Raw genomic sequence first — 22,531 nt, 5'->3', positions numbered from 1 at the left:
CTCCCTGCTCTGGCGTTTTGCCTAGCCAAGCAGGTCACCCAATATCCGTGCGGTATAATCCACAACCGGCACTACCCGCCCGTAATTGATGCGCGTAGGGCCAATAACGCCTATGGCGCCCACAATCCTGTTTGCCTCATTCCGCGCTGGCGCCATGACAACAGACATGCCGGTTGCCCCGAACAATCCGCTTTCCGCTCCAATAAAAATCCGCACACCCTCAGAACTTTCGACCAGTTCCAGCAGGCGTAACATGGTTTCCTGCGCTTCCAGCCGGTCAAAAAGAGTCTGGATGGCGGCAAGACGCTCCTGCCCATCCACATCGGCCAACAGACGAGACTGGCCCCGCACAATCAGTGTGCCGCCACTTTCTCCCCGGTCCCCGTTCCATATGGCCAGACCACTTTCCACCACCTCGGCTGTCAGGCTGTTCAGGACCGTGCGGTTTTCGCTCATTTCCGTACCCACGCGGTGGCGCAGATCTGGCAGGGACGCACCCATGGCGCGGGCATTCAGGTAATTGGCGGCTTCCACCAGAGCAGAGGGTGGGGTGCCGGGCGGAATTTCAATCACCCGGTTTTCCACATGCCCATCTGCCCCAACCAGAATAACCAGCGCACGATTACCGCCCAGCGCCACAAATTCTATGTGCTTGATCCCGCCTTCTCCCTTTGGAGCCACCACCAGCCCCGCCGCGTCTGACATACCGGCCAGCAGGGAGGATGCCTCGGTCAGTGTGTCCTGCAAGGAGCGACCACGGGCCTCCAGCGAGTGGCCAATGACCTTCTGCTCCTCCTCGGACAGGGCGCCAAACTGGAGCAGCCCGTCCACAAACAGGCGCAAACCCTTTTCCGTTGGCAGACGTCCTGCGGACGTATGGGGGGAAAACAGCAGGCCCGCCTCGGTCAAAGACACCATAACATTGCGGATTGTGGCGGGAGAAAGCGGTTGCCCCAACCGGCGGGAAAGCGTGCGCGAGCCCACGGGTTCGCCATTGGCCATATATTCTTCCACCAGCTCGCGCAGGATGTTCGCAGAGCGTCCATCCAGCTCGGGTGGTAACATCGCCTGGGCTGGCAGCAGGCCACGCTTCATGGTGACAAAGCTCCTTCATGCGGTCTGATAGGCGTTTATAACGGCTTATTGCCGGTTTTACTCCGGGCAAAAGCATTTTATGTGCAGGCACAACCCTTTGTCATTTTTTTCAGGAGCAGCACCATGCGTCCATCAGGCCGCGAGGCCGGGCAGATGCGCCCCATTATTATCGAGACCGGTTTTTCCCACCATGCGGAAGGCTCTGCCCTTATCCGCGTAGGTGGCACCGAGGTGCTGTGCACCGCCAGTGTGGAAAGCCGCGTGCCCCCATTCCTGCGCGGCAAGGGGAGCGGGTGGGTTACGGCGGAATATGGCATGTTGCCCCGCGCCACCCATGCACGCGGGCCGCGTGAGGCGGCAAAGGGCAAACAGTCCGGCCGCACGCAGGAAATCCAGCGCCTGATCGGCCGTTCGCTCCGTGCGGTCACGGACCTCAAGGCGCTGGGCGAAATCTGCATCACCCTGGACTGTGACGTGCTTAACGCCGATGGCGGCACGCGCTGCGCCTCGATTACCGGCGCATGGGTGGCCCTGCGGCTGGCCCTTGGCAAACTGGTAGCCAACCGTGTGCTGCAACGCATACCCCTGACCGGGCAGGTCGCCGCCGTATCCTGCGGGTTAACCAATGCAGGTGCCGTGCTGGATCTGGACTATGCGGAAGATAGCGCCGCCTTGGCCGACACCAATTTTGTGCTGAGTGCCGACCACCGTATTGTGGAAATTCAGGCATCGGCAGAAAGCGCCCCCTTTGCGGAGGACGCCTTTAACACCCTGTTCGCCCTCGCCCGCAAAGGTGCAGGCGAACTGTTTGAAGCCCAGTTGACCGCCGTCAACGTAGCAGAGCAATGCAGGACATGACCCAACCTCTCCTCAAATCCGGCGACAGGCTGGTGCTTGCCACCCATAATGCTGGCAAGCTGGCCGAGTTTTCCGCCCTTATGGCGGAATTTGGCATTACCGTTCTTTCCGCCGGGGAACTGAACCTGCCCGAACCGGAAGAAACCGCCACAACCTTTGCTGGCAATGCCGCCATCAAGGCGCTGGCGGCCGCCCAAGCGGCCAACCTACCCGCCCTTGCCGATGATTCCGGCCTGTGCGTAAGCGCACTTGGTGGGGCACCGGGCATTTACTCCGCCCGCTGGGCTGGCCCCGAAAAGGACTTTAACGGCGCGATGGCCCGTATTGAAGAAGGCATTGGGAAGGATGAACGCAACGCATGGTTTGTGTGTGTGCTCTGCCTCGCCTTCCCCGATGGGCGCACCCAAAGCTTTGAGGGACGTATTGACGGGCAGATTGTCTGGCCGCCTCGTGGCGCCAACGGACATGGGTATGACCCGATTTTTGAACCCGAAAACGAAACCCGCAGCTTTGCCCAGATGACGGACGAAGAAAAAAACGCCATCAGCCACCGTGCCCGTGCGTTTGCCGCCTTCCGCAAGGCCTGTCTGGACTAGAACACAGCACATAAAAAAAGAGCGCCCTTGTGAGGCGCTCTTTTTTGCATGGCAAAATGCTTTGCCAAACCAGGGTGGCGCAAACCACCCCGGTTTTTTTATGCTCAGTCTTCGGTGTTACGGCGACGGATCGCTGCACCCAGAATATCACCGAGCGATGCACCGCTGTCTGCGGAACCGTATTCGTTGATAGCCTGCTTGTCTTCTTCCACTTCGCGGCCCTTAATGGTCAGGGCAACTTTGCGGGACGTACGGTCAACGGACACAACCTTGGCATCCACACGTTCGCCAACGGCGAAGCGTTCCGGACGCTGTTCGGCTTTGTCACGAGCCAGTTCTGCACGACGGATAAAGCCGCTCAGAACATCGTCAACCTTCACTTCAATGCCGTTGGTCTGCACAGCGGTCACGATGCAGGTCACGATCGCACCCTTCTGGATGCTGGCCAGAGCGTCGGCTGCCGGATCTTCCTGAAGCTGCTTGATGCCCAGGGAGATACGTTCTTTTTCCACATCCACGTCCAGAACCTTGGCTTTGACAACCTGGCCCTTTTCGTAGTGCTTCATGGCTTCTTCGCCCGGTTCGTCCCAAGACAGGTCGGACATGTGCACCATGCCGTCGATGTCTGCGGACAGACCGATGAACAGGCCGAATTCCGTAATGTTGCGGATTTCGCCTTCCACGGTGGAGCCAACCTTGTGCTCTTCTGCGAACTGTTCCCAAGGATTGCGCTGAACCTGCTTCAGACCCAGGGAGATGCGGCGCTTGGAGCTGTCCACATCCAGAACCATCACGTCCACTTCCTGAGAGGTCGCAACGATTTTGCCGGGGTGGACGTTCTTCTTCGTCCAGGACATTTCGGAAACGTGCACCAGACCTTCAACACCCGGTTCCAGCTCAACGAATGCGCCGTAATCGGTAATGTTGGTCACGCGGCCCGTAAAGCGGGCACCCGGCGGGTACTTAAGGGCAACATTTTCCCACGGATCAGCTTCAAGCTGCTTCATGCCAAGGGAGATACGCTGCGTTTCCGGGTTGAAGCGGATAACCTGCACGCGCACCGGCTGGCCGATCTGCAGAGCTTCGGAGGGGTGGTTGATGCGCTTCCATGCAATGTCGGTCACATGCAGCAGGCCGTCAACGCCGCCCAGATCAACGAACGCACCGTAATCGGTGATGTTCTTGACCACGCCGTCAAGGATCATGCCTTCGGTCAGACCCTGGATCAGTTCGCTGCGCTGTTCAGCACGCGTTTCTTCCAGAACGGCACGACGGGACACAACGATGTTGCCACGTGCACGGTCCATCTTCAGGATCTGGAACGGCTGGGGCACACCCATCAGCGGGCCGACGTCACGCACGGGGCGGATGTCCACCTGGCTGCCGGGAAGGAACGCCATGGCGCCGCCCAGATCAACCGTAAAGCCACCTTTAACGCGGCCATAGATGGTGCCGTTAACGCGCTGGTTGGCTTCGAAAGCTTTTTCGAGGCTGGTCCATGCTTCTTCACGGCGTGCTTTTTCGCGGGAGAGAACGATGCTGCCGTCGCGGTCTTCGTAACGCTCGACGTACAGTTCGATCACATCGCCCGGCTGCACTTCCGGCTTAACACCAGGAGGAGCAAATTCACGCAGGGCAACGCGGCCTTCGCTCTTCAGGCCAACGTCAACAATGGCGTAATCATCCGTCAGGCGGACAACGCGACCGCGAACAACGGACCCGTCAAAGCCGGAATCACGGCCGAGAGTCTCGTCAAGAAGGGCAGCAAAATCTTCACCACGGAAGTGATCCGTGGTCTGGGTTGTGGCTGAAGCCATGTGGTACCGTAAATCCTGAGCCCGCCAGCAACATGCAGGCAGACTGTTCCTGCGCCCCGCAATCCGCGGCACGACTTGCCTGACATAACGGGGGGCGACAGCGCCCTCCGCCCTTTTGGTCAGACCCACTGTTATCAAGAAGAACCCACCATCTACGGCGGATTTCTGTTTGCACAGAGAACACCTGACCCCGGTTTGTCAACTCAAACCGCAGTTCAGGGCGTAAATGTGGGGCAAAAAATGCCGTACGTCTCTTTTACCCCACAATAGGGTTCCTGCGCTCAGCCGCGCGTTACCGCGAGTCGTTCGCGCGTAAACCGCAAGGCTTCGGCCAGAACGGCCTGCGCATCCAGCGTATCTGTTTCTATCACATACGCGTCATCAGCTATGCACATGGGAGCAGAATCCCGGCTGGCGTCCGCCTTATCACGGGCACACAACGCCTCTTCCATCTCCCGCAGACGTGCCTGAGCATCGGGCGCATCCGGGTTGCCCCCATTTTGCAAAAAGCGCCGACGGGTACGGGTTGCGGGGGATGCCGTGATGAACAGTTTGACATCCGCATCGGGAAAAATGGCCGTACCAATATCGCGCCCGTCCAGCACCGCACCACGCTCGGCGGCAAACCGGCGCTGGGTTTCCACCAACGCAGCTCTTACGGCAGGCTGTGCGGCCACCTTGCTGGCGGCCTGTGCCACTTCTGGCGTGCGCAGGTCGGTACGCTGCATGTCTGCCGGTGTCAGGCGCTCGGCAAACTGCTGCGCGGGCTGTGCGGGGTCCTGCCCTTCATCAAGGGCCAGACGGCCAACAGCACGGTACAGCAGCCCTGTGTCCAGATACGGCAGTCCCAGCGCTTCCGCCAGCTTGCGGGCCAGCGTGCCCTTACCTGCCGCTGCTGGGCCATCCACGGCAATAACCGGTCCGCCGCGCATCAGACTGCAAACCCCGCGCCAAGGCTGTTCATCAACTGCAAATAGCCGGGGAAGCTGGTGTCTATAAACGCGGTGTCATCAATTTCCACCGGGTTCTGGGCGACCAGCCCCAGCACGGAGGCGCTCATGGCCAGCCGGTGGTCCATATGGGTCTGCACCACGCCACCACCGGGAATGGCGTTATTGGTGCCATAGACGACCAGATCATCGCCTTCCACTGCTGTTTTAACGCCGTTGTTTTCCAGCAGCGCCACGGTTGCGGCCAACCGGTCACTTTCCTTCACGCGCAGTTCCTCCACGCCACGGAAGCGGGACACGCCAGAGGCATAGGCGGCTGCCACAGCCAGAATGGGGTATTCATCAATCATGGAAGGCGCACGGTCTGCAGGCACATCCACCCCTTTTAGGGCAGAAGCCTGCACGTGCAGGTCGCCCACAAGCTCGCCCCCTTCCGTGCGCACGTTTGTAACCTCTAGCCGCGCCCCCATTTCCTGCAGGGTTACGAACAGCCCGGTCCGCAGAGGGTTAAGCCCGACGGTGGAAATAACAATATCCGCCCCCGGCACCAGCAGAGCAGCCACGATGGGGAAAGCGGCAGAGGACGGGTCACCCGGCACCACCACATCCCGCGCCACCAGATCTGGCCGCCCTTGCAACACAATAATGCGCCCACCCTGCGCCGTTTCCTCAACTTTAACGTGCGCACCAAAGTGACGGAGCATGTTTTCGGTATGGTCACGGGTCGCCACGGGTTCTTCCACCCGCGTTTGCCCCTGTGCGTTCAGCCCCGCGAGCAGCACAGCAGATTTGACCTGCGCCGAAGCTACGGGCAGGCGGTAATTCAGTGGCTTGGGGTCCGCCAGACCGGAAATGGCCATAGGCAGCCGTCCCCCTTCCCGCGCCATAAAGGTTGCCCCCGTACCGGCCAACGGGTCCATGACCCGCTTCATGGGCCGACGGCGCAAACTGGCATCCCCGGTCATAACCGACACCATGCCGTGGCTGGCCAGAATACCGGACAAAAGACGGGCTGCCGTGCCGGAATTCCCCATATCCAGCACGTCATCAGGCTCCTTCAGGTTGCCAATGCCCATACCGTTTACAAGCCAGTCGCCCGGTCCCTGCTGCACAACCTGCGCGCCCAGCGCACGCATGGCCGCTGCGGTGCGCAGAACATCCTCCCCTTCCAAAAGCCCGGTAATATGGGTTTCCCCCCGAGCGAGGGAGGCGAACATAAGCGCACGATGGCTGATGGATTTGTCACCCGGCACACGGATGGAACCGGAAAGAGGAGCCTGCGCGCGCGTGACCCGCAGCGGACGGGCGGAGGATGAGGATGCGTGTGTCATGCTCTTTTCATTCCGGCGGGATGGCCTGCAAGTCAATCCGGGTAAGAGCAGAAAAAGAGCTTCCGAGATGCAGAAAATACGCTCAGATGCCAACAACGGGTTTGACAGAACCCGAAACACAGTGGCATTGGGCATCGCCTTAACAGTCTGGTTCGATTCCCGCCGCAGCATTACGTGGCTGTTCGGGGTTCGTTCGTGTTCCGGGGCGTTGGCCCCAATATCTGCTCAGGATTGACAGGTAGCAAGATGTCCCAGCCCGATCTCGGCACCAAACGCGTCTGCGTGTCCTGTGGTGCCCGTTTTTATGACCTGAACCGCGCACCCGCCATTTGCCCCAAATGCGGAACGGAACAGCCTGCTCTGGTGCCGCGCCTGCGCCGCAACTCTGACAGCCTGTCCCCCGCTCCTGCGAGTGCTGCCCCTATCAAGAAAACCGATGAAGATATCGACATCGATACTGATGACGATACCGACGACGATGATGTGATGGAAGACACCGCTGATCTGGATGATGACGATGACGACATCAGTTCAGACATCGATGTCAGCACGGATTCGGAAGATCACGAATCCTGATCCTTCGGGAATGCTGAACACATCGTGTGTCAGACCATAAAAAAAACCCCGCTGCGTGCAGCGGGGTTTTTTGTGCCGTCAGGCCCTCGCTAACTGCTTGGGCGGCGCTCTATTTCCACGCCAACGGCTTCTATCTCATCAAACACATCCAGCTTTTCTATCCGGACCCGCACAACGCGCACACGCGCATCGGTCAAGACGCCCGAGGCAATGCGTTCGGCCAATGTTTCCACCAGCCGCACATGCCCTTCGCTCACAATACGGTGGACAAGCTGCACAACCCGTTCGTACGAAACCGTGCGGCTCAGGTCATCCGGCCCCACCTCCAGATCTGTACGATCATCCACGCCAAAATGGACCGAAACCCGAATGCGCTGGGTCACACCCTGCTCATGAGGGAACACGCCAATATGGGCATCAAGCACCATATTCTTCAAAAACAGGCAACGCAACGGCGGCTGGTCCGCCCACGGAGCAAAAACGGCCATTCTTTTATTCTTCCAAGGCATGTCCGGCCAATGGGGCCGGGGACCATTGCAAATGTTGCCCGCCATCCAGAGCCAGCATCTGCCCGGTAACCGAGGGCAGGGCCAAAAGTGCCAACGCCGCACGGGCGACCTCATCGGGCGAGGTACCATGACCCAGTGGGACGGAGGCACACTGGCGGGCAAACTGCTCTTCCGTCTGTCTGGGGCTGGGCAGGGCGGGGCCGGGACCTACGGCATTAACCCTGATCCCTCGCGGGGCAAGAGCCAGCGCCATGGTCTGTGTCAGTGTCCACAGCGCACTTTTGGATACGGTATAGCTGACAAAGTGAGGGGTTAGCGACCACACGCGCTCATCCAGCATGTTCAGCACCATGCCCTGTGCGCCCTGTGGCAGCCCTTTGGCAAAAGCCTGAATAAGCACAAACGGCGCCCGGAGGTTGGGCTTCATGTGCATCATCCAGCTTTCAAGCGAGGCATCGTCCCACTCGTCCCGCTCAAAGGTGGAGGCATTGTTGACCAGCACACCCAACGGGCCACCCAGAGCCTGCGTGGCCTGACCATGTAGGGCCTGCACCTCTTCCTCCCGCATCAGGTCGGCTTCCAGCACACAGCCGGAACGGCCCAGCGCCTGCACGGCACGCAATGCCTCTTCCGCCTCGGCCTGATTACTGCGGTAGTGAATGGCGACATCAAACCCGGCCTGAGCAAGAGCCAGCACAATGGCCCGGCCCAGCCGTGCGCCACCCCCGGTTACCAGAGCCCGGCGCGGTATGGCCGGGCTGACAGGCAGCATGTCCACAGGCATGGTTTTCATCCTTTTTGTTGGCGTGTGTTGTCAGGCAGGGCGGCGGGCACCCAGTGCCGCGGCCAGTGTGCCATCATCCAGCACATCCAGCGCGCCACCCATGGGCACACCCTGCGCCACGCGGCTGACTGTCAGCCCCTCATAGGTCTCCAGCTGGTCCATAAGCCAGTGCATGGTGGTTGCCCCTTCCACCGTAGCGCCAAGGGCCAGAATAACCTCTCGCACCGTACCCTGTTGCAGGCGGGCAAACAGGGCAGACACGTTTAGGTCCTCCGGCCCGACCCCAGCCAGAGGGGAGAGCGTTCCCCCCAAAACCTGATAGACACCGCGATGAACCCCTGCCCGCTCCAGCGCCCACAGGTCTCCCACTGTTTCCACCACACAGACCAACCCTTTGTCCCGCAGAGGGTCGGTGCAGATGTGGCACGGGTCCGAGGTGTCCAAGTTACCGCATGACGAGCAGGTGCGGATGGCCTCCCCCGCCCGCTCCATGGCGCGGGCCAGCGGGGCCAAGCGGGTATGAGGTTCCCGGAGCAGGTACAACGCCACCCGCCGAGCGGAACGCGGGCCAAACCCCGGCAACCGCCCCAGCAGACGAATAAGCTGCTCTATTTCCTGCCCACCCATACCGGCCTGCCTTTCACGCCCTCACGGCATGTTGCGTCTGTGGTTCAGAACGGCAGTTTCATACCTGCGGGCAGGTTAAGCCCACCGGTGACCTTCTGCATTTCCTCAGCCGCTTTTTCATCCAGCTTTTTGCGTGCGTCTGCGCAGGCCGCCACAATGAGGTCCTGCAACATTTCCATTTCGGTCGGGTCGGCCAGCTTGGGGTCAATTTTAATGGAGCGCATGTCGCCCTTGCCGCTCAGCACAACGCTCACCATCCCCGCACCGGCAGAGCCATCAATGCTCATGGATTCCAGTGTGGCCTGCATGGCTTCCATCTTGGACTGCATCTGCGTGGCCTGCTTCATCAGTGAGGCAAGGTTTTTCATGGTCATCCCCTAAACTTGTCTGTCCGCCGCGTGGCGCGGCATGGCGCACCCCTACGGCGCATCATGTGTCTTTATCTGGCCCAGAACGGCGTATTTTGCCAGCCCAAGCCCTTCAGTTCAGTCTTGCGAGGCACCGGGGTCGTACGGCCGTTCGTCCTCATCCAGCGGCTCTGCATCTACCGGAGCAAACAGCAGTTCGGGCGGTTCTTCGGGCGGCAATCCGTAGTCGTCCAACCCGTGGTCCCTCACTTCGCCCAGCTCAGCATCGGGAAAAGCGTTCAGGATTGCCCTGACGAGAGGGTGGGCCTCCGCCTCCTTCCGGCGGAACTGGATAACTTCCGCTCCCTGCGCATCCAGCGTGGGTTCCCCGTCCTCCACGCCGGTTTCAATTTGCCAGCTTATACCTGTTGCCCTGTCCAGCACGCGGCGCAGGTGCGGAACAATATCGCCCGGCACCCCGCGCTCGAACCGCAGAACAATCCGCCCCTGCGAGAAGGAGATCAGATGTGCCGCGTGGCGGAGCTGCCCGTGCAGAATAGCCTCACGCTGGTCCTTGACCAACGCAACCGCCTCTCGCCATGTGCGGGGTATGGGCGGTACGGCCGGAGCAACTGCCTGCACGGCAGGAGCCGGATCGGCCGGTACTGGCTGAGGCACGGCTGCCACAGCCACCCCGCCGGAACTAACCATACGCAGGCGTGGTGGTTCGTGCCCGCTCGCCCCTTTTGGTGCAGGCACGGCCACGTTGCCACCCAAAGCCGCGCCCGCCGGAGCGCCCGTAGGAGCAGAAGGCGGCGCAAAGGTGGAGGCCCCACGTGCGGCCCCTCCGCCATCCTCTGTGCTGGACAGGCGTTTAACCAGATCTTCTGGCGAGGGCAGGTTGGCCACATAACACAGGCGGATGAGCACCATATCCGCCGCGGCGCGCCGGTCTGGTGCGGACTCGACCTCCCTCACGCCTTTGACCAGCATTTGCCATGCGCGCATAAGCACGGGCACCGTAAACGCACCCGCCATATGCGTGCCACGTACCCGCTCGGCTTCCGGCATGTCTGCCGAGTCCCCCAGCGAGGGCACGGCCCGCAGGCGGGAGACGACATGCACCAGTTCCAGCATATCCCCCAGCACCAGCCCAGGGTCTGCTCCCCGTGCGTAGGCGGCATCCAGCAGGGCCAGAGCTACATCCGGTTTGCCAGTCAGCACCGCGTCCAGCAGGTCAAACACAACCTCGCGGTCGGCCAGACCCAGCATGTCGCTCACTATGGTCGCGCCAATAACGCCGCCTTCATCCGTTAGGCCGCTCCCCTGCGCAATGGCCTGATCAAGCAGGGACAAGCCATCACGCACCGAGCCGTCCGCAGCACGGGCAATAAGGGCCAACGCATCTTCCGACAGTTGGACATGTTCCTTTTGCGCAATACGGGCAAACAGACCGGCCAGATCAGCTTGTGGCACGCGCCGCAGGTCAAAGCGCTGGCAGCGCGACAGCACTGTAACCGGCACCTTACGCAGTTCGGTCGTAGCAAAAATGAACGTGACCTGCGCAGGCGGCTCTTCCAGCGTTTTGAGCAGGGCGTTGAAGGCATTGCGGGAGAGCATGTGCACTTCGTCGATGATAAAGACCTTCATCCGGCCCTGCATGGGGCGGAAGCGTGTGGCCTCTATAATCTCGCGCACATCATCCACCCCCGTACGGGAGGCGGCGTCCATTTCCAGCACATCGGGGTGGCGGTCGTTCAGAATAGCAACGCAGTTGGGGCATACGCCGCACGGGTCTGCCGTGGGGCCACCTTTGCCGTCTGGCCCGGTGCAGTTAAGGGCGCGGGCAATAATACGTGCCGTGGTGGTTTTGCCCACACCCCGCACCCCGGTCAGCATAAAGGCGTGTGCCACCCGCCCCAGCGCAAACGCATTGCGTAGGGTGCGGACCATAGCCTCTTGGCCAATCAGGTCATCAAATGTTGTAGGACGGTATTTACGCGCCAGAACCCGGTAAGGCGGTGCTACAGCGTTAGGGGCCGGAGGCTGGGGTGGCGTTGCTGCGGCCGGAGCGGGCGGTTCAGCCTCGCCAAACAGGCCGGGGCCTTCCGGTTCCGGACTGGGAAGCCCCTCGTCGTGAGGAAACTGCTCGTCAGTCGTGTCGCTCATGCTTTGCCCGAAGAATGTAAGGTCACGCCCTGCATATCCGGCACAGATGGCGCGGCATGGTCTGATCCACAAGGGCGGAAAATTGAGGTGGAAAGCCGAACAATGACCCGGACGAAACTCACCATGGCTGCTTCCTTCCGGACCTGACCGGTTTAGCAAGGTGTCCGTCCACCGCCGACTTTCCGACACTACACCTAGCACCAAACCCCGCCCCATGCCAACCCTGCTGGCAGCTTTTCGGGGTTGTTTCTTTACCTGTTGAACACAGACAGGCTAGAAAACAGGATGATAGGTGCGCACCGTCGCAAAGTCAGGAGAATTGTGTCCGTGTCCGGTTTCCGTTTGTATCATGCCGCAATGGCATCTGTTCTTCTGGCTGGCAGTCTGGCCATGGCCCCTGCCGCCCGGGCTGATGATGATGAAACCGCCCCCCGCAGCAACGTCAACAATGTTCAGTTGCAAAAGGAACTCGCCGTTCTGCACTTCAAACCCGATGCCGCTGGCCCTGCCTGCATTGACTCGCTCAAGGAGCTGCACAAAACGCAGGACCTCCTGCAAAAGGAACAGGAAAACACGCGCAATCAGGACCTGACCGTTGCGGAAGACGTGCTGGAATCCGACTTTGAAACCTCGATTGAGGCCTGCGCCGAAGATGTGGAAAAACTGTGCGAAACGCACAACCCGTCCTCTGACCTGCGTGCAGCCTGCGAAAAAATAGACAGCCTGCCATCCAAAGATGTACAGGCGGCCGATTAAGCCTTTCTTCCTTACTCTTTTCTCCCACGGGGCCTTAGCCAGCAATGCCACAGCCCTCCACCCAGACACCCGGCGCAGCGCGCATCCCCTGCCCGGCTGGAGCCTATGGGTGGCGGCCGCTGGTGCTGACCGCCGTTCTATTTTTTATCATCGGTTTTGTAACGTGGCTGAATGGGCCGCTTATCTCCTTTGTAAGAGTTGCGTTTACCCTGAATGATCTTGCGGCTTTTCTGGTGCCGCTTGTGTTCTATTTTGCCTATTTCCTGTTTTCCATCCCCGCGAGCCTGAGCGTTACACACACAGGTTTTAAAAACGGACTGGTGTACGCTCTGCTCATCATGGCTGGCGGCATGGTGCTTACAGGCCAATGCCTCCACGCGGGCTCCTACCCCGGCGCATTAAGCGGCTTTTTGGTGCTCGGGGCAGGGCTGTCCTTATTGCAGGTCGCCATAAACCCCTATGTCAGCCTGCTTGGCCCCGACAATCGAAGCGCCCAGCGCATAGCCATTATGGGCATTTGCAACAAACTGGGGGGTATTCTGGCCCCCATTGCGCTGGCTACACTAGCCATGCACCATGTTGGAGATATATCTGCACAACTCCAGACTCTAACGGACCCTGAAACAAAACGCTCTGTTCAGCAGGTTTTTCTGAATTCCATTTACTGGCCTTATATGGGCATGGCTGTTTTTCTGGCTTTGACCGCCCTGTGGGCAGATCGCTCATCCTTACCAGAAATAAGTGTAGACTATTCTCATAATTACAATTCTGAATACAGATTTTTAAAAATACTTACAACATCTCTCAGCTACCGGAACCTACTCGGCGCCGGAGCCATGTTTTTTTATGTCGGAGTAGAGGTTCTCTCAGGGGATGCTGTGGGAACTTATGCGCAGGGGTTTGGTATTTCTGTTGACCAGACAAAGTTTTTTACATCTTTGACCCTGTTTTTCATGCTCTGTGGTTACATAACGGGTCTGGTGCTGTCCCCCCGGTTTATCACGCAGGAACGTTACCTTCCCCTCTCCTGCCTCTGTGGGGGTGTTCTCAGCCTTGGGGCATGGGCAACCCACGGCTACGCGTCTGTTCTATGTGTGACACTACTTGGTTTTGCAAACTCCATGATTTTTCCATCCCTGTTCCCAATCGCTCTCAAAGGGGCAGGACACCATACCGCTCAGGTTTCGGCTTTTCTGGTCATGGCCTATTGCGGAGGGGGTGTTGTACCGCAGATTTTTGTACTGTTAAAACCAGTCATGGGTTTTCAGACAACCTTTGCCGGTCTGGCTCTTTGCTCCTACGCACTGATTGCCTCATATGCAAAACTCTCCACTGTGGCTCCCGCCGTCAAAAACAATGTCTCCTGAAAAAAGAATCTGAACCATGACTGAGCTTAAAGGGCACCTTGTTCTACCAGACCGCATTATGCCGGGGCAGATTGCGTTCTCCGACCGCCTACATACCATCACGCCCGACAGCGCCGCTGTACCAGACCGCTACATCCTGCCCGGTTTTATTGACTGCCATGTACACGGCGGCAACGGTGCCGACACAATGGATGGAGTGCAGGCTATTAAGGCTCTGGCACGCTTCCATGCCCAGCACGGCACAACCACCATCCTGCCCACCACCATTACCAGCCCTTGGGCAGACGTGCTGGGTGCTCTGGCCGCTATTCAGGAAGTGACCGGCACGACCATACCGCAAGGACCTCATGTACATGGGGCGCATCTGGAAGGGCCTTTTGTCAGCCCGCACAAACTAGGTGCACAGCCCCCACACGCCATCCCCCCTACGCCTGACCGTGTCGCGGAAGTTCTGGCCTTTGGCTGCGTCAAAGTGGTAACCCTCGCCCCTGAGCTGCCCCATGCCCACAATGCCATGCAGCTTTTTGCGCAGGCTGGTGTACGGGTCAGTCTGGGGCACACGCTGGCCGGATATGAACAGACTGAACAGGCCATCTGCCAGATCTGCAACGCAGGGGGCACAACTGGCGCCACACATCTGTTCAACGCCATGGCTGGCATAGAAAGCCGCAAACCCGGCCCAGCTACCGCCCTGATGTGCAGCGACGCCTACGCAGAGCTTATTTTTGATACGCACCACGTACACCCTGCCACATTCCGCCTGGCCCAGCGCGTTATGCCCGACCGGCTTCTTTTTGTAACCGACGCCATGCGTGCTGCTGGTTTGCCAGAAGGCCCAAGCCTGTTGGGTGGGCAGCAGGTTGTGGTGGAACAGGGTGCGGTACGCCTGCCCAGCGGCAATCTGGCAGGCAGCGTGCTAACGCTGGATACCGCTCTACGCAACGCCGTACAGTCCGGCATCCCCTTGCATCAGGCTGCGGTATTGCTCACCCGCAACCCGGCCCGCTACCTTGGGTTGGACGACCGAGGCACGCTGCACGCAGGCAAGCTTGCGGACCTTGTGGTTATGGATTTTGAGTTCAACGTGCAGGAAGTCTGGGTAGCTGGCCAGCGCATTGCCTGACCAGACCGCAGATTTGACCCACATGATCTGCCGCAACATGGACCATGAGACATCAGGCCCGATGCACGGAACTTAGGCCTCCGGCAGATGCAGGATCAGTTCGACCCCTTTGCGGCTCCCCAGCACGGCTGCTTTTTCTTTTACCGTCAAACGGCTTTCTACGGCTGGTAGGCTCGGCGCTTCTTCCAGCTTGACCAGCCCAACAAGCTGGTCAGGATTAATGGGATCTCCCGCCTTACGCTCTGCGGGCAACATGGCAACATGCGCATGGCAGAGCTCTGGGTCAGCGCGCAGGGCACGCAGGGCATCATCTGGCAGGGTTGGTTCCTGATCATCTTCCTCCGCCCGTTCCAGCTTTTTCAGCACGTCTGGAGGGTGCGTTTCCTCTGGCACCAGCAGCAGACCAGCCCGACGGAAGCTCAACCCAACCCCTCGGCTGCTGGTAAACGCCACCAACGGAATGGAAAAAACCAACCCAAGCAAAACCGGCGTCATCCAGAAAAACAGCGAAGGAGACACAACCCATGCCCCAGCACCAAGGGCAAGGCCAAACAGGGTAAAGCGACAATACTGCCGCGCCACTTCCATAAACGGAATACCACCATCATCCCGGCGCTGGGTGTTCCAACCGGAATCATGCCCGCTCAGAATGGAAATAACCCCTGATGTCTGAATCAGCATGGCAATGGGGGCAATCAGACCGCCAATAAGTGTTTCCACCAGTACGGAGACTGCCGCGCGAACAGGGCCACCACTGCCACGCCGTGCCTCCGGGTCCAGCAGCAGGGCAATATAGGCCAACAGTTTGGGCGCCAGCAGCACAACCATGGTGCCAATAAACACGTATTTGGCCTGTACCGGGTCCACATGCGGCCAGTGCGGATACAGGAGCTTGGTATCGCCAAAATATTCAGGCCGCTGAAAATGCGCCTGAAGGGAAATCAGAATCCCGGTCAGCAGGAACACCAGCCATAAAGGCGAGGTCACATATGCACCAATACCAACCACCATGTGCATACGGCTGATCCAATGCAGACCTTTGGTCGGCAGAACCTTGACGTGTTGCAGATTGCCTTGGCACCAGCGCCGGTCACGAATGGCCACATCGGTCAGCGATGGCGGACTTTCCTCGTAAGACCCATCCAGCGCGGGCACCATATGAATGGCCCAGCCGCCACGGCGCATGAGTGCCGCTTCCACAAAGTCATGGCTCAGAATATGCCCACCAAAAGGCGGTTTACCCGGCACATGGGGCAAGCCAGCCTGACTGGCAAAGGCCCGGGTGCGAATAATGGCGTTATGCCCCCAGTAGTTCCCCTCCGCGCCATGCCACCAAGCAATGCCATAGGCAATAATGGGGCCATAAACACGACCGGCAAACTGCTGGAGTCTGGCAAAGAGAGTAGTGCCACCCACAATAACCGGAAGCGTCTGAATAAGGCCTACGCCGGGGTTGCGCTCCATGGCATCCGCCATGCGCACCAACGTCTGACCAGACATGACGGAATCTGCATCCAGCGTAACCATGTGGTCGTATGCGCCACCAAACCGGCGCACCCATTCCCCCACATTGCCTGCCTTGCGCTCCACATTGTTATGCCTACGGCGATAAAAAATGCGCTCCTGCCCACCGACCTGCTCCCGCAGAGCCAGAAAAGCAGCTTCTTCCTTCACCCATATATCCGGGTTTGTGGTGTCGGACAGAATGAACAGGTCAAAGCTATCCAACTGCCCGGTTTCTTCCAGACTGCTGTAAATGGCCTTAAGTCCGGCCATAACGCGATGAGGCGGCTCGTTATAGGTTGGCAGCAACAGGGCCGTTTTGCGCGTAAGCTGGGGCAGGGGACCTGACCGGCGGATACCAAGGCCCAAACCACCATGCATCACCAATGAGCAGAACCCGGCGACGGAGGACGTAAATGCCAGCGCAATCCACATAAACAGCGCAATAAACAACACCAGCATGACCACGCCCAAGGCAGACACACCTGCCTCGTCCATAACCATATGCGTACGCCATGCCCCGTAAGCCGTCAGAACCAGAGCAGAGCCAATAACCGCAAGGCGGCGCAACACAATGCTGTGGGGCGATGTAGCGGGTGTGCGGCTACGCCCTTCCATATTGGCTGGCTGCTGGAGGCTCTGGACCGGCATCTCCAACCGTGATTCGGGCGGAAGAGCCTGAAAAGGCTGCGGATGGTCGTCCCTGTTCAGTTCCGGCATTGTTACGGCGTCCACCGATACAGCCACTGTTCAGAAATAGGCCCTGCATCCGTTTCCAGCGTCGCGCTCAGATCCGCGACCTTGGCATCACCGGGCACAAACTCGAAAGTTGTGCGCACACCGTTAATTTCCGGATTAGGCTCGACCACCACATTCTGGATTTTGCCTGCCGAGGTTTTGGGCGTCACATGAAAATGGGTGTCCTTGGGCAGATGCTCAAAGGGCGTCCCCATAAAGTCTATGGCAAAAAAACGGGCGTCATTATTGTCCACAACCGAGCCAATGCGGGTTGCGCCAATACGGGCCAGCGGCGTGGGGAAGGGCGCATCCCACCCCCAGTACATCCGGTAGGTAAAGTGGTATTCCTGCCCTGCACGCAACGGCTCCTTGGGCCGCCAGAAGGAAACGATGTTGTCGTTCACCTCGTTCGGGGTGGGAATTTCCACCAGATCTACCCAGCCAGCACCCCAATCCCCGATCGGTTCGATCCACAAGGAAGGGCGTTTTTCGTAATGAAGCGCCAGATCCTCAAAGTCATGGAAGGCACGGCGGCGCTGCATCAGCCCGAACCCACGGGGAGACACATCCGAGAAGGTTGAGAACTGGAGGTCCAGCGGGTTACGCAACGGGCGATAGAGTTGCAGGTCAGCACCTGTCCACATTTGCAGGGCTTCACTGTCATGCGCTGCGGGGCGCCAGTCGTCCACGTGGTTGTGGTCGTTCACATCAAAATAGAACATGCCGGTCAACGGTGCGATGCCGGACTGCTCGATTTTGGTCCGCGGGAACAAGGTTGTCTGCACATCAAACACGGTGTTGTCACCGGGGCGGATAGTAAAGCGGAAAGCACCTGTCACCGCTGGGCTGTCCAGCAGGGCATGGACCACAATGGACTGCACGCCGGGTTGGGGTTTTTCCAGCCAGAATGCGCGGAAGAGGGCGAATTCCTCGCCCTTGGGGTCCCCCGTCCCATTGGCAAAACCACGGGCGGACAGGCCGTAATCCTGCCCTTTGGCAACAGCCCGGAAGTAGGACGCCCCCAAAAAGACGCAGAATTCTTCCATAACACCGGGGGTGTTAATGGCGGTACGCAGGCGGACCCCGGCAAAACCCAGATCGTCCGTTACCCGCAAGGCGGGGTCCGCGTAGGTGAACAGGTCGGGGGAGTAGGGCACAACGCCAGCCTGCCCGTCCCTGACCTCATAAATTTCAATACGGGGGCGATAAAGAAAACCGCGGGGGAAGAACTCAACATCAAATGCCAGATTATCCCCGGCCCACAAGGCGCGGTCGGGCCTGTAGGCAATGCCCCGATATTGGTCGAATGTCAGATTATCCAACGCTTTAGGCAGGCTCTGGCCCGGAGGATGATATTCCGCATTTGCCAGCCGGCGGGCAATCTGAATTACGGTGCTGTCATCAAACTTACCTGTGGCCCCACTCAGGCCCTCCGCGCGCGCCTTACGGGCGACTCCGCCAACAAGCGATGCCAAAGTCACGCCTGCCCCGGCCCGAATGACCCCTCGTCGCTGTACGTTTGATGACACTTTGATCTCCCGCTATTGCCGAAATTATCTGGCGTAATTGTACTTACGCCGTGCAATTTGTCACTCAGATAAGGTTTTTTGGAGGCATTCCGCCTGCGGTGCCAACAGAGCTTCCATCTGGCTAAGGCCAGCCTGGGTTGCTTGGGCTGCATCCTGCTCGATCTGCCGGTAAAGGGCCAGAACGGTTTTGCCGGTTTCGGTCAGGAACGCACCCCCACCCCCGCCGGGTCTGGTCATAACCAGAGGCTCCACAAAAAGCTGGTTCAGATTGTCCACCAGCAGCCATGTGCGCCTGTAGGACATGCCCATGGCGCGGCCCGCGGCGGAAATGGACCCGGTTTCCGCCAACTGTTCCAGCAGGCGTACCTTGCCGTGCCCCAATGCCGCACGGCCATCGGCATCAACCCGCAATGTCAGTCTCAGTCGCCCTGTCATGATCTCCGCTTTTCAGTCATAAGTGGCCCCGTGCAACACCACGTATCAACAGCGGAACCTGGGTATGAACACTTTGCGCGCAGATACCATCTGGCGTTTGATGGCGCCAGATGATCTTGGCTATGTTACAACACTGGCTGCCAGAGTGCACCCTGACTACCCCGAAGACACAATTATTTTTGCTGAGCGCCTGCACCTTGCTCCCGCAGGCTGCCTGAGCCTGATTCTGGATGGCCAGTTTAGCGGTTATCTAATCAGCCATCCGTGGCGAGGTGTGCTGTCTCCCCCGCTAAACACCCTGCTGGATACCTTACCAGCACCGGCCGACCGATGGTACATTCATGATCTGGCAATAGCCCCACAGGCGCGAGGAAAAGGCTATGCCCAGTTGGCCATTACGCTGGCCGAACAGGCTGCCCGTAAGGCCGGGCTGAATACATTGACCCTGACATCCACCCGCCATGCCCTGCAATTCTGGGCCAAACAGGGGTTTGCGCCAGAAGCCGTCAGCGCGGAAGAGCAGACCATTCTGGCTTCTTACGACCCGGAAGCCCGCCTACTCTCCCGCCCTATTGGTTAGTCTTCGCCGTCGGTATCGTGTTCGGGCGCGACCATCATGGCTTCCGCCACAACACCTGCATGTTCGCGCACCTTGCGTTCAATATCCGCGGCCATTTCCGGGTGGTCACGCAGGAACTGCTTGGCGTTCTCACGCCCCTGACCAATGCGCTGGCTGTCGTACGAGAACCATGCGCCGGATTTTTCCACCACACCGGCCTTCACACCAAGGTCGATGAGTTCCCCCACCTTGCTGATGCCTTCGCCGTACATGATGTCAAACTCGACCTGACGGAACGGAGGCGCCATCTTGTTTTTGACAACCTTAACGCGCGTCTGGTTCCCCGTGACCTCGTCCTTGTCCTTGATGGACCCGATACGGCGGATATCCATACGCACGGAAGAATAGAACTTGAGCGCATTCCCCCCGGTCGTGGTTTCCGGGTTACCGAACATCACACCAATCTTGAGGCGGATCTGGTTCAGGAAGATCATCAGCGTATTGGACCGCGCTACCGTGCCGGTCAGCTTGCGCAACGCCTGACTCATTAGACGGGCATGCAGGCCCACATGGCTGTCGCCCATATCGCCTTCAAGCTCGGCGCGGGGCACCAGAGCCGCCACACTATCCACCACCAGCACGTCAATCGCGCCAGAGCGCACCAGTGTATCAGCTATTTCCAACGCCTGCTCACCCGCATCAGGCTGGCTGATCAGCAAGTTATCAATATCCACCCCAAGCTTTTTGGCGTAGCCGGGGTCTAGCGCGTGTTCGGCGTCAATAAACGCGCAGGTGCCGCCACGCTTTTGCGCTTCTGCAATGGCGTGCAGGGCCAAAGTGGTTTTACCCGAGCTTTCCGGCCCGTAAATTTCCACCACGCGGCCACGCGGCAGACCGCCAATGCCCAGCGCAATATCCAGCCCGAGCGAGCCGGTGGAGATGACATCCGACTGTTCCTTGGGCCGCTGGCCCAGCCGCATGACGGACCCTTTGCCAAAAGCCCGCTCAATCTGCCCAAGAGCGCCTTCCAGCGCCTTTGCCTTATCCATTCTCTACCATTCCCTCAGCATATGGGCCGAACAACCTGACCAGCGCCCTGCACAAACCGCGCAGCAAAGCCTAAAACCTGTTGGTTCAGATTTTAAACCCCTGCCACAAACCCTTTTGCTCCGCAACGCACCGCCACGTTCACCCGGCTTTGGTGTAGGTCCCGTTAAGAATTTGGACCTGTTTTGTTCCAATATAGAACGAAACAAAAACATGGCAAGGGTAGCGCGCTTATCCTACGCCACCCTTCATGTTTTTTTCATCATCAATGTTAATGAGAAACTGGCGCGTTCCCCACAGCCAGACCAGCGCCCCGCGGGTCTGTCCAGCCAAAGCACCGGCCTGCGTTAGAGGGTAGTCCGCCGGGGCAGGATACAAAATTGGCCCGACCATTCCCATTGGTGACCTGAGGCCGCACACCCGCAACCGCCGCCTGAAGGGCAATGGCTGCCGTATCGGCTGCAACATTCTGCCCCGATGCCGCCGCAGCAGCACGGAACTGCTGCGCGCCCTGATGCGCAATACCCGCCGCCAGCAGGGGCTGCGGCCGTTGAGCTGGGGATGCCCCAAGCACAATGCCCGTAGAGCCCGCAATGCGGCCGGTGCCGAACAGATTGTTCATGCTCAATGCGCAGGCCACGGTTTCACCCTGCCGGTCCGTCACCACAAACGATGTGGAAGCAGGCAGCGCAGGCAGGCCCCCACCAGCCGACAGGCTACCAGAGTTAAGCAGCGCCTGCGCATCGGCCACGCTTACGCTGCTGCCCTTGCCTGTCTGGCGCGCACGCCATGCTGCCACAACACGTTCGCCACCACGGCCACCGGCAAGATAGGACGCAGCCATACCCAGCCCACCATCAGCCGGGGGCGGCAGAAAACTAATATCCATCCCATTGGCATGGACCGTAAGCGGCGGTTCCGCCACAGGCACGTTACTCCGCAGATCCGCTGTTGCCAGACCGCCGCCTGCAACCTGCGCCCCTTCGACAAACGTCTGGGCCAGCGCACCCGTGTACAGGTCACCCACCCCGGCAATACGCATACGCTCCAACGCACCCGCCAAACGGGACTGCACCAGAATATCGTCAGCCGCCAAAGCCTGCCCATTTTCATTACCAAACACGGCCCGCGCCTTGTCATCCGCTAAAAGCGAAGACTGAACCGCGGCAAGGTCGGCGGCCAGCAGGCCACTCACCGGCACCCCGTGAGAGGCCATATTGCGGGCTGGCACAACAAGATCCGCAAAATCGACGCTGCCATAGCGCATCTGCATCAGAAAAAGGCCACGCGCCAGCAGGGGCACGGATGCAGGTCTGTCCGCTCCGGCATCGGTCTGGCTAGGGCCATGAGGCAGGAACACAAAAGCCTGCCCTGCGGCCTCACCCGGCCGCCAAGCAAGGCAGGCCCCACCACCACCCAAGGAGGCGCGGGACGGTAAGGAGACGGACAGCGCCAGCCCAAGCGCCGCAGCCGCATCAGCCGCGTTGCCGCCTTTGGCCAGCACATCGCGCGCAACCAGAGCCGCACGCGGCTCATCCGCTGCCACTTCCCCCACAAACCCACTGACAACAGGCTGACTGACCTGCTGTGCAGGCTCACCACAAGCGGCCAGTGTGCCGGTAAGGGCAAGTGCTAGCGCTGCCGCGCGGGAACGACCGGACAAGCCGGTGCGGGACAGAACAGAACGGTGTTTCTTGAATCGGGCAGCCACGCCTAGCTCTCTCCACTTCTGGGCCCGTCCGGCGGGCAGACGTTTCTCTACTTTAAATATCTCTCTGCTGGATTACCCTGCTTTCCGGCAGTCAGCAACAGACT

At 59.5% G+C, this 22,531-nt stretch carries 21 protein-coding genes and 1 other RNA gene; 7 read left to right on the top strand and 15 right to left on the bottom strand.

Translation table 11 applies throughout. The annotated features are described in order from the left end of the window. Positions 1-21: 21 nt before the first annotated feature. A complete protein-coding gene (gene hrcA, locus AGA_RS02340) occupies positions 22-1,095 on the bottom strand; it encodes a heat-inducible transcriptional repressor HrcA (protein WP_059022866.1) in 1,074 nt (357 codons plus the stop codon). A gap of 123 nt (positions 1,096-1,218) precedes the next feature. Here hrcA and rph point away from each other — a divergent pair, with 123 nt between their 5' ends. Together rph and rdgB are read left to right on the top strand one after the other, a co-directional pair. Further along, positions 1,219-1,953, top strand: a complete 735-nt coding sequence (gene rph, locus AGA_RS02335) for a ribonuclease PH (protein WP_059022865.1) — start codon at positions 1,219-1,221, stop codon at positions 1,951-1,953. Then, positions 1,950-2,549, top strand: coding sequence for an RdgB/HAM1 family non-canonical purine NTP pyrophosphatase (rdgB, locus tag AGA_RS02330; RefSeq protein WP_059022864.1), 600 nt, complete (start codon positions 1,950-1,952; stop codon positions 2,547-2,549). Before rph ends, rdgB begins: the two co-directional genes overlap by 4 nt. Positions 2,550-2,653: 104 nt before the next feature. Here the strand turns inward: rdgB and rpsA are convergent, their stop codons facing one another. From rpsA to aroA, 3 genes are all read right to left on the bottom strand, one after another. Continuing rightward, entirely contained in the window at positions 2,654-4,366 is a 1,713-nt protein-coding gene (gene rpsA / locus AGA_RS02325; protein WP_059022863.1) for a 30S ribosomal protein S1, read from the bottom strand. Between the two features lie 281 nt (positions 4,367-4,647). Further along, a complete protein-coding gene (gene cmk / locus AGA_RS02320; protein WP_172793751.1) occupies positions 4,648-5,301 on the bottom strand; it encodes a (d)CMP kinase in 654 nt (217 codons plus the stop codon). Then, entirely contained in the window at positions 5,298-6,647 is a 1,350-nt protein-coding gene (gene aroA / locus AGA_RS02315; RefSeq protein ID WP_059024594.1) for a 3-phosphoshikimate 1-carboxyvinyltransferase, read from the bottom strand. Before aroA ends, cmk begins: the two co-directional genes overlap by 4 nt. A gap of 246 nt (positions 6,648-6,893) precedes the next feature. Here aroA and AGA_RS02310 point away from each other — a divergent pair, with 246 nt between their 5' ends. After that, positions 6,894-7,223: a TIGR02300 family protein gene (locus tag AGA_RS02310; RefSeq protein WP_059022859.1), complete on the top strand. Its 330-nt coding sequence runs from the start codon at positions 6,894-6,896 to the stop codon at positions 7,221-7,223. Between the two features lie 89 nt (positions 7,224-7,312). Here AGA_RS02310 and folB read toward each other — a convergent pair whose 3' ends face one another. The 6 genes from folB to ffs form a co-directional block, all read right to left on the bottom strand. Continuing rightward, positions 7,313-7,711 carry a dihydroneopterin aldolase gene (gene folB / locus AGA_RS02305; protein ID WP_059022858.1) on the bottom strand — a complete coding sequence of 133 codons (399 nt, stop codon included), beginning with the start codon at positions 7,709-7,711 and terminating at the stop codon, positions 7,313-7,315. Between the two features lie 4 nt (positions 7,712-7,715). Continuing rightward, complete coding sequence (locus tag AGA_RS02300; RefSeq protein ID WP_059024593.1) at positions 7,716-8,516, bottom strand: SDR family oxidoreductase; 801 nt, start codon at positions 8,514-8,516, stop codon at positions 7,716-7,718. A gap of 30 nt (positions 8,517-8,546) precedes the next feature. Continuing rightward, positions 8,547-9,143: a recombination mediator RecR gene (recR, locus tag AGA_RS02295; RefSeq protein WP_059022857.1), complete on the bottom strand. Its 597-nt coding sequence runs from the start codon at positions 9,141-9,143 to the stop codon at positions 8,547-8,549. 44 nt (positions 9,144-9,187) lie between these two features. Beyond that, positions 9,188-9,511 carry a YbaB/EbfC family nucleoid-associated protein gene (locus tag AGA_RS02290; RefSeq protein WP_059024592.1) on the bottom strand — a complete coding sequence of 108 codons (324 nt, stop codon included), beginning with the start codon at positions 9,509-9,511 and terminating at the stop codon, positions 9,188-9,190. A gap of 117 nt (positions 9,512-9,628) precedes the next feature. Beyond that, entirely contained in the window at positions 9,629-11,659 is a 2,031-nt protein-coding gene (locus AGA_RS02285) for a DNA polymerase III subunit gamma/tau (protein ID WP_059022855.1), read from the bottom strand. 86 nt (positions 11,660-11,745) lie between these two features. Further along, an RNA gene (gene ffs, locus AGA_RS13365) (signal recognition particle sRNA small type) lies at positions 11,746-11,843 on the bottom strand. Positions 11,844-11,986: 143 nt separating this feature from the next. Here ffs and AGA_RS02280 point away from each other — a divergent pair. The 3 genes from AGA_RS02280 to nagA are packed head-to-tail and all read left to right on the top strand — an operon-like array spanning position 11,987 to position 14,905. Further along, positions 11,987-12,415, top strand: a complete 429-nt coding sequence (locus tag AGA_RS02280) for a hypothetical protein (protein ID WP_157065276.1) — start codon at positions 11,987-11,989, stop codon at positions 12,413-12,415. A gap of 44 nt (positions 12,416-12,459) precedes the next feature. Further along, positions 12,460-13,782 (top strand): glucose/galactose MFS transporter, encoded by a 1,323-nt coding sequence (gluP, locus tag AGA_RS02275; RefSeq protein ID WP_059022851.1) that lies wholly within the window; start codon positions 12,460-12,462, stop codon positions 13,780-13,782. A 16-nt stretch (positions 13,783-13,798) separates the two neighbouring features. Next, positions 13,799-14,905 carry an N-acetylglucosamine-6-phosphate deacetylase gene (gene nagA / locus AGA_RS02270; protein ID WP_059022849.1) on the top strand — a complete coding sequence of 369 codons (1,107 nt, stop codon included), beginning with the start codon at positions 13,799-13,801 and terminating at the stop codon, positions 14,903-14,905. A 72-nt stretch (positions 14,906-14,977) separates the two neighbouring features. Here nagA and mdoH read toward each other — a convergent pair whose 3' ends face one another. The 3 genes from mdoH to AGA_RS02255 are packed head-to-tail and all read right to left on the bottom strand — an operon-like array spanning position 14,978 to position 19,110. Next, positions 14,978-17,128: a glucans biosynthesis glucosyltransferase MdoH gene (mdoH, locus tag AGA_RS02265; protein ID WP_059022847.1), complete on the bottom strand. Its 2,151-nt coding sequence runs from the start codon at positions 17,126-17,128 to the stop codon at positions 14,978-14,980. Positions 17,129-17,130: 2 nt separating this feature from the next. Further along, a complete protein-coding gene (locus tag AGA_RS02260) occupies positions 17,131-18,675 on the bottom strand; it encodes a glucan biosynthesis protein (protein WP_059022845.1) in 1,545 nt (514 codons plus the stop codon). A gap of 60 nt (positions 18,676-18,735) precedes the next feature. Continuing rightward, entirely contained in the window at positions 18,736-19,110 is a 375-nt protein-coding gene (locus AGA_RS02255; protein WP_059022844.1) for a winged helix-turn-helix domain-containing protein, read from the bottom strand. Between the two features lie 64 nt (positions 19,111-19,174). Between AGA_RS02255 and AGA_RS02250 the strand changes: the two genes are divergently transcribed. Continuing rightward, a complete protein-coding gene (locus AGA_RS02250) occupies positions 19,175-19,690 on the top strand; it encodes a GNAT family N-acetyltransferase (protein WP_059022842.1) in 516 nt (171 codons plus the stop codon). On the opposite strand, the gene recA is transcribed toward AGA_RS02250, so the two are convergent. Continuing rightward, on the bottom strand, positions 19,687-20,718 hold the full coding sequence (gene recA, locus AGA_RS02245; RefSeq protein WP_059022841.1) for a recombinase RecA: 1,032 nt from the start codon (positions 20,716-20,718) through the stop codon (positions 19,687-19,689). The two genes, AGA_RS02250 and recA, sit on opposite strands and share 4 nt — an antisense overlap. Positions 20,719-20,987: 269 nt before the next feature. Next, on the bottom strand, positions 20,988-22,427 hold the full coding sequence (locus AGA_RS02240; protein WP_059022839.1) for a gamma-glutamyltransferase: 1,440 nt from the start codon (positions 22,425-22,427) through the stop codon (positions 20,988-20,990). Positions 22,428-22,531 lie beyond the last annotated feature (104 nt).

The organism is Acetobacter ghanensis, from assembly GCF_001499675.1.
In the GTDB taxonomy this organism is placed as follows: domain Bacteria; phylum Pseudomonadota; class Alphaproteobacteria; order Acetobacterales; family Acetobacteraceae; genus Acetobacter; species Acetobacter ghanensis.
Note: the sequence above shows the minus strand (reverse complement) of the source record. Positions and strands in the feature narration are given on the sequence as shown.

Excerpts from the sequence above, each read along its gene's own strand:
- AGA_RS02300 (WP_059024593.1), bottom strand. The coding sequence starts at position 8,516 with ATGCCTGTGGACATGCTGCCTGTCAGCCCGGCCATACCGCGCCGGGCT.
- nagA (WP_059022849.1), top strand. The coding sequence starts at position 13,799 with ATGACTGAGCTTAAAGGGCACCTTGTTCTACCAGACCGCATTATGCCG.
- hrcA (WP_059022866.1), bottom strand. The coding sequence starts at position 1,095 with ATGAAGCGTGGCCTGCTGCCAGCCCAGGCGATGTTACCACCCGAGCTG.
- rdgB (WP_059022864.1), top strand. The coding sequence starts at position 1,950 with ATGACCCAACCTCTCCTCAAATCCGGCGACAGGCTGGTGCTTGCCACC.
- mdoH (WP_059022847.1), bottom strand. The coding sequence starts at position 17,128 with ATGCCGGAACTGAACAGGGACGACCATCCGCAGCCTTTTCAGGCTCTT.
- recA (WP_059022841.1), bottom strand. The coding sequence starts at position 20,718 with ATGGATAAGGCAAAGGCGCTGGAAGGCGCTCTTGGGCAGATTGAGCGG.
- rpsA (WP_059022863.1), bottom strand. The coding sequence starts at position 4,366 with ATGGCTTCAGCCACAACCCAGACCACGGATCACTTCCGTGGTGAAGAT.
- rph (WP_059022865.1), top strand. The coding sequence starts at position 1,219 with ATGCGTCCATCAGGCCGCGAGGCCGGGCAGATGCGCCCCATTATTATC.
- AGA_RS02310 (WP_059022859.1), top strand. The coding sequence starts at position 6,894 with ATGTCCCAGCCCGATCTCGGCACCAAACGCGTCTGCGTGTCCTGTGGT.
- folB (WP_059022858.1), bottom strand. The coding sequence starts at position 7,711 with ATGGCCGTTTTTGCTCCGTGGGCGGACCAGCCGCCGTTGCGTTGCCTG.
- aroA (WP_059024594.1), bottom strand. The coding sequence starts at position 6,647 with ATGACACACGCATCCTCATCCTCCGCCCGTCCGCTGCGGGTCACGCGC.
- AGA_RS02290 (WP_059024592.1), bottom strand. The coding sequence starts at position 9,511 with ATGAAAAACCTTGCCTCACTGATGAAGCAGGCCACGCAGATGCAGTCC.
- AGA_RS02250 (WP_059022842.1), top strand. The coding sequence starts at position 19,175 with ATGAACACTTTGCGCGCAGATACCATCTGGCGTTTGATGGCGCCAGAT.
- recR (WP_059022857.1), bottom strand. The coding sequence starts at position 9,143 with ATGGGTGGGCAGGAAATAGAGCAGCTTATTCGTCTGCTGGGGCGGTTG.
- AGA_RS02285 (WP_059022855.1), bottom strand. The coding sequence starts at position 11,659 with ATGAGCGACACGACTGACGAGCAGTTTCCTCACGACGAGGGGCTTCCC.
- gluP (WP_059022851.1), top strand. The coding sequence starts at position 12,460 with ATGCCACAGCCCTCCACCCAGACACCCGGCGCAGCGCGCATCCCCTGC.
- AGA_RS02255 (WP_059022844.1), bottom strand. The coding sequence starts at position 19,110 with ATGACAGGGCGACTGAGACTGACATTGCGGGTTGATGCCGATGGCCGT.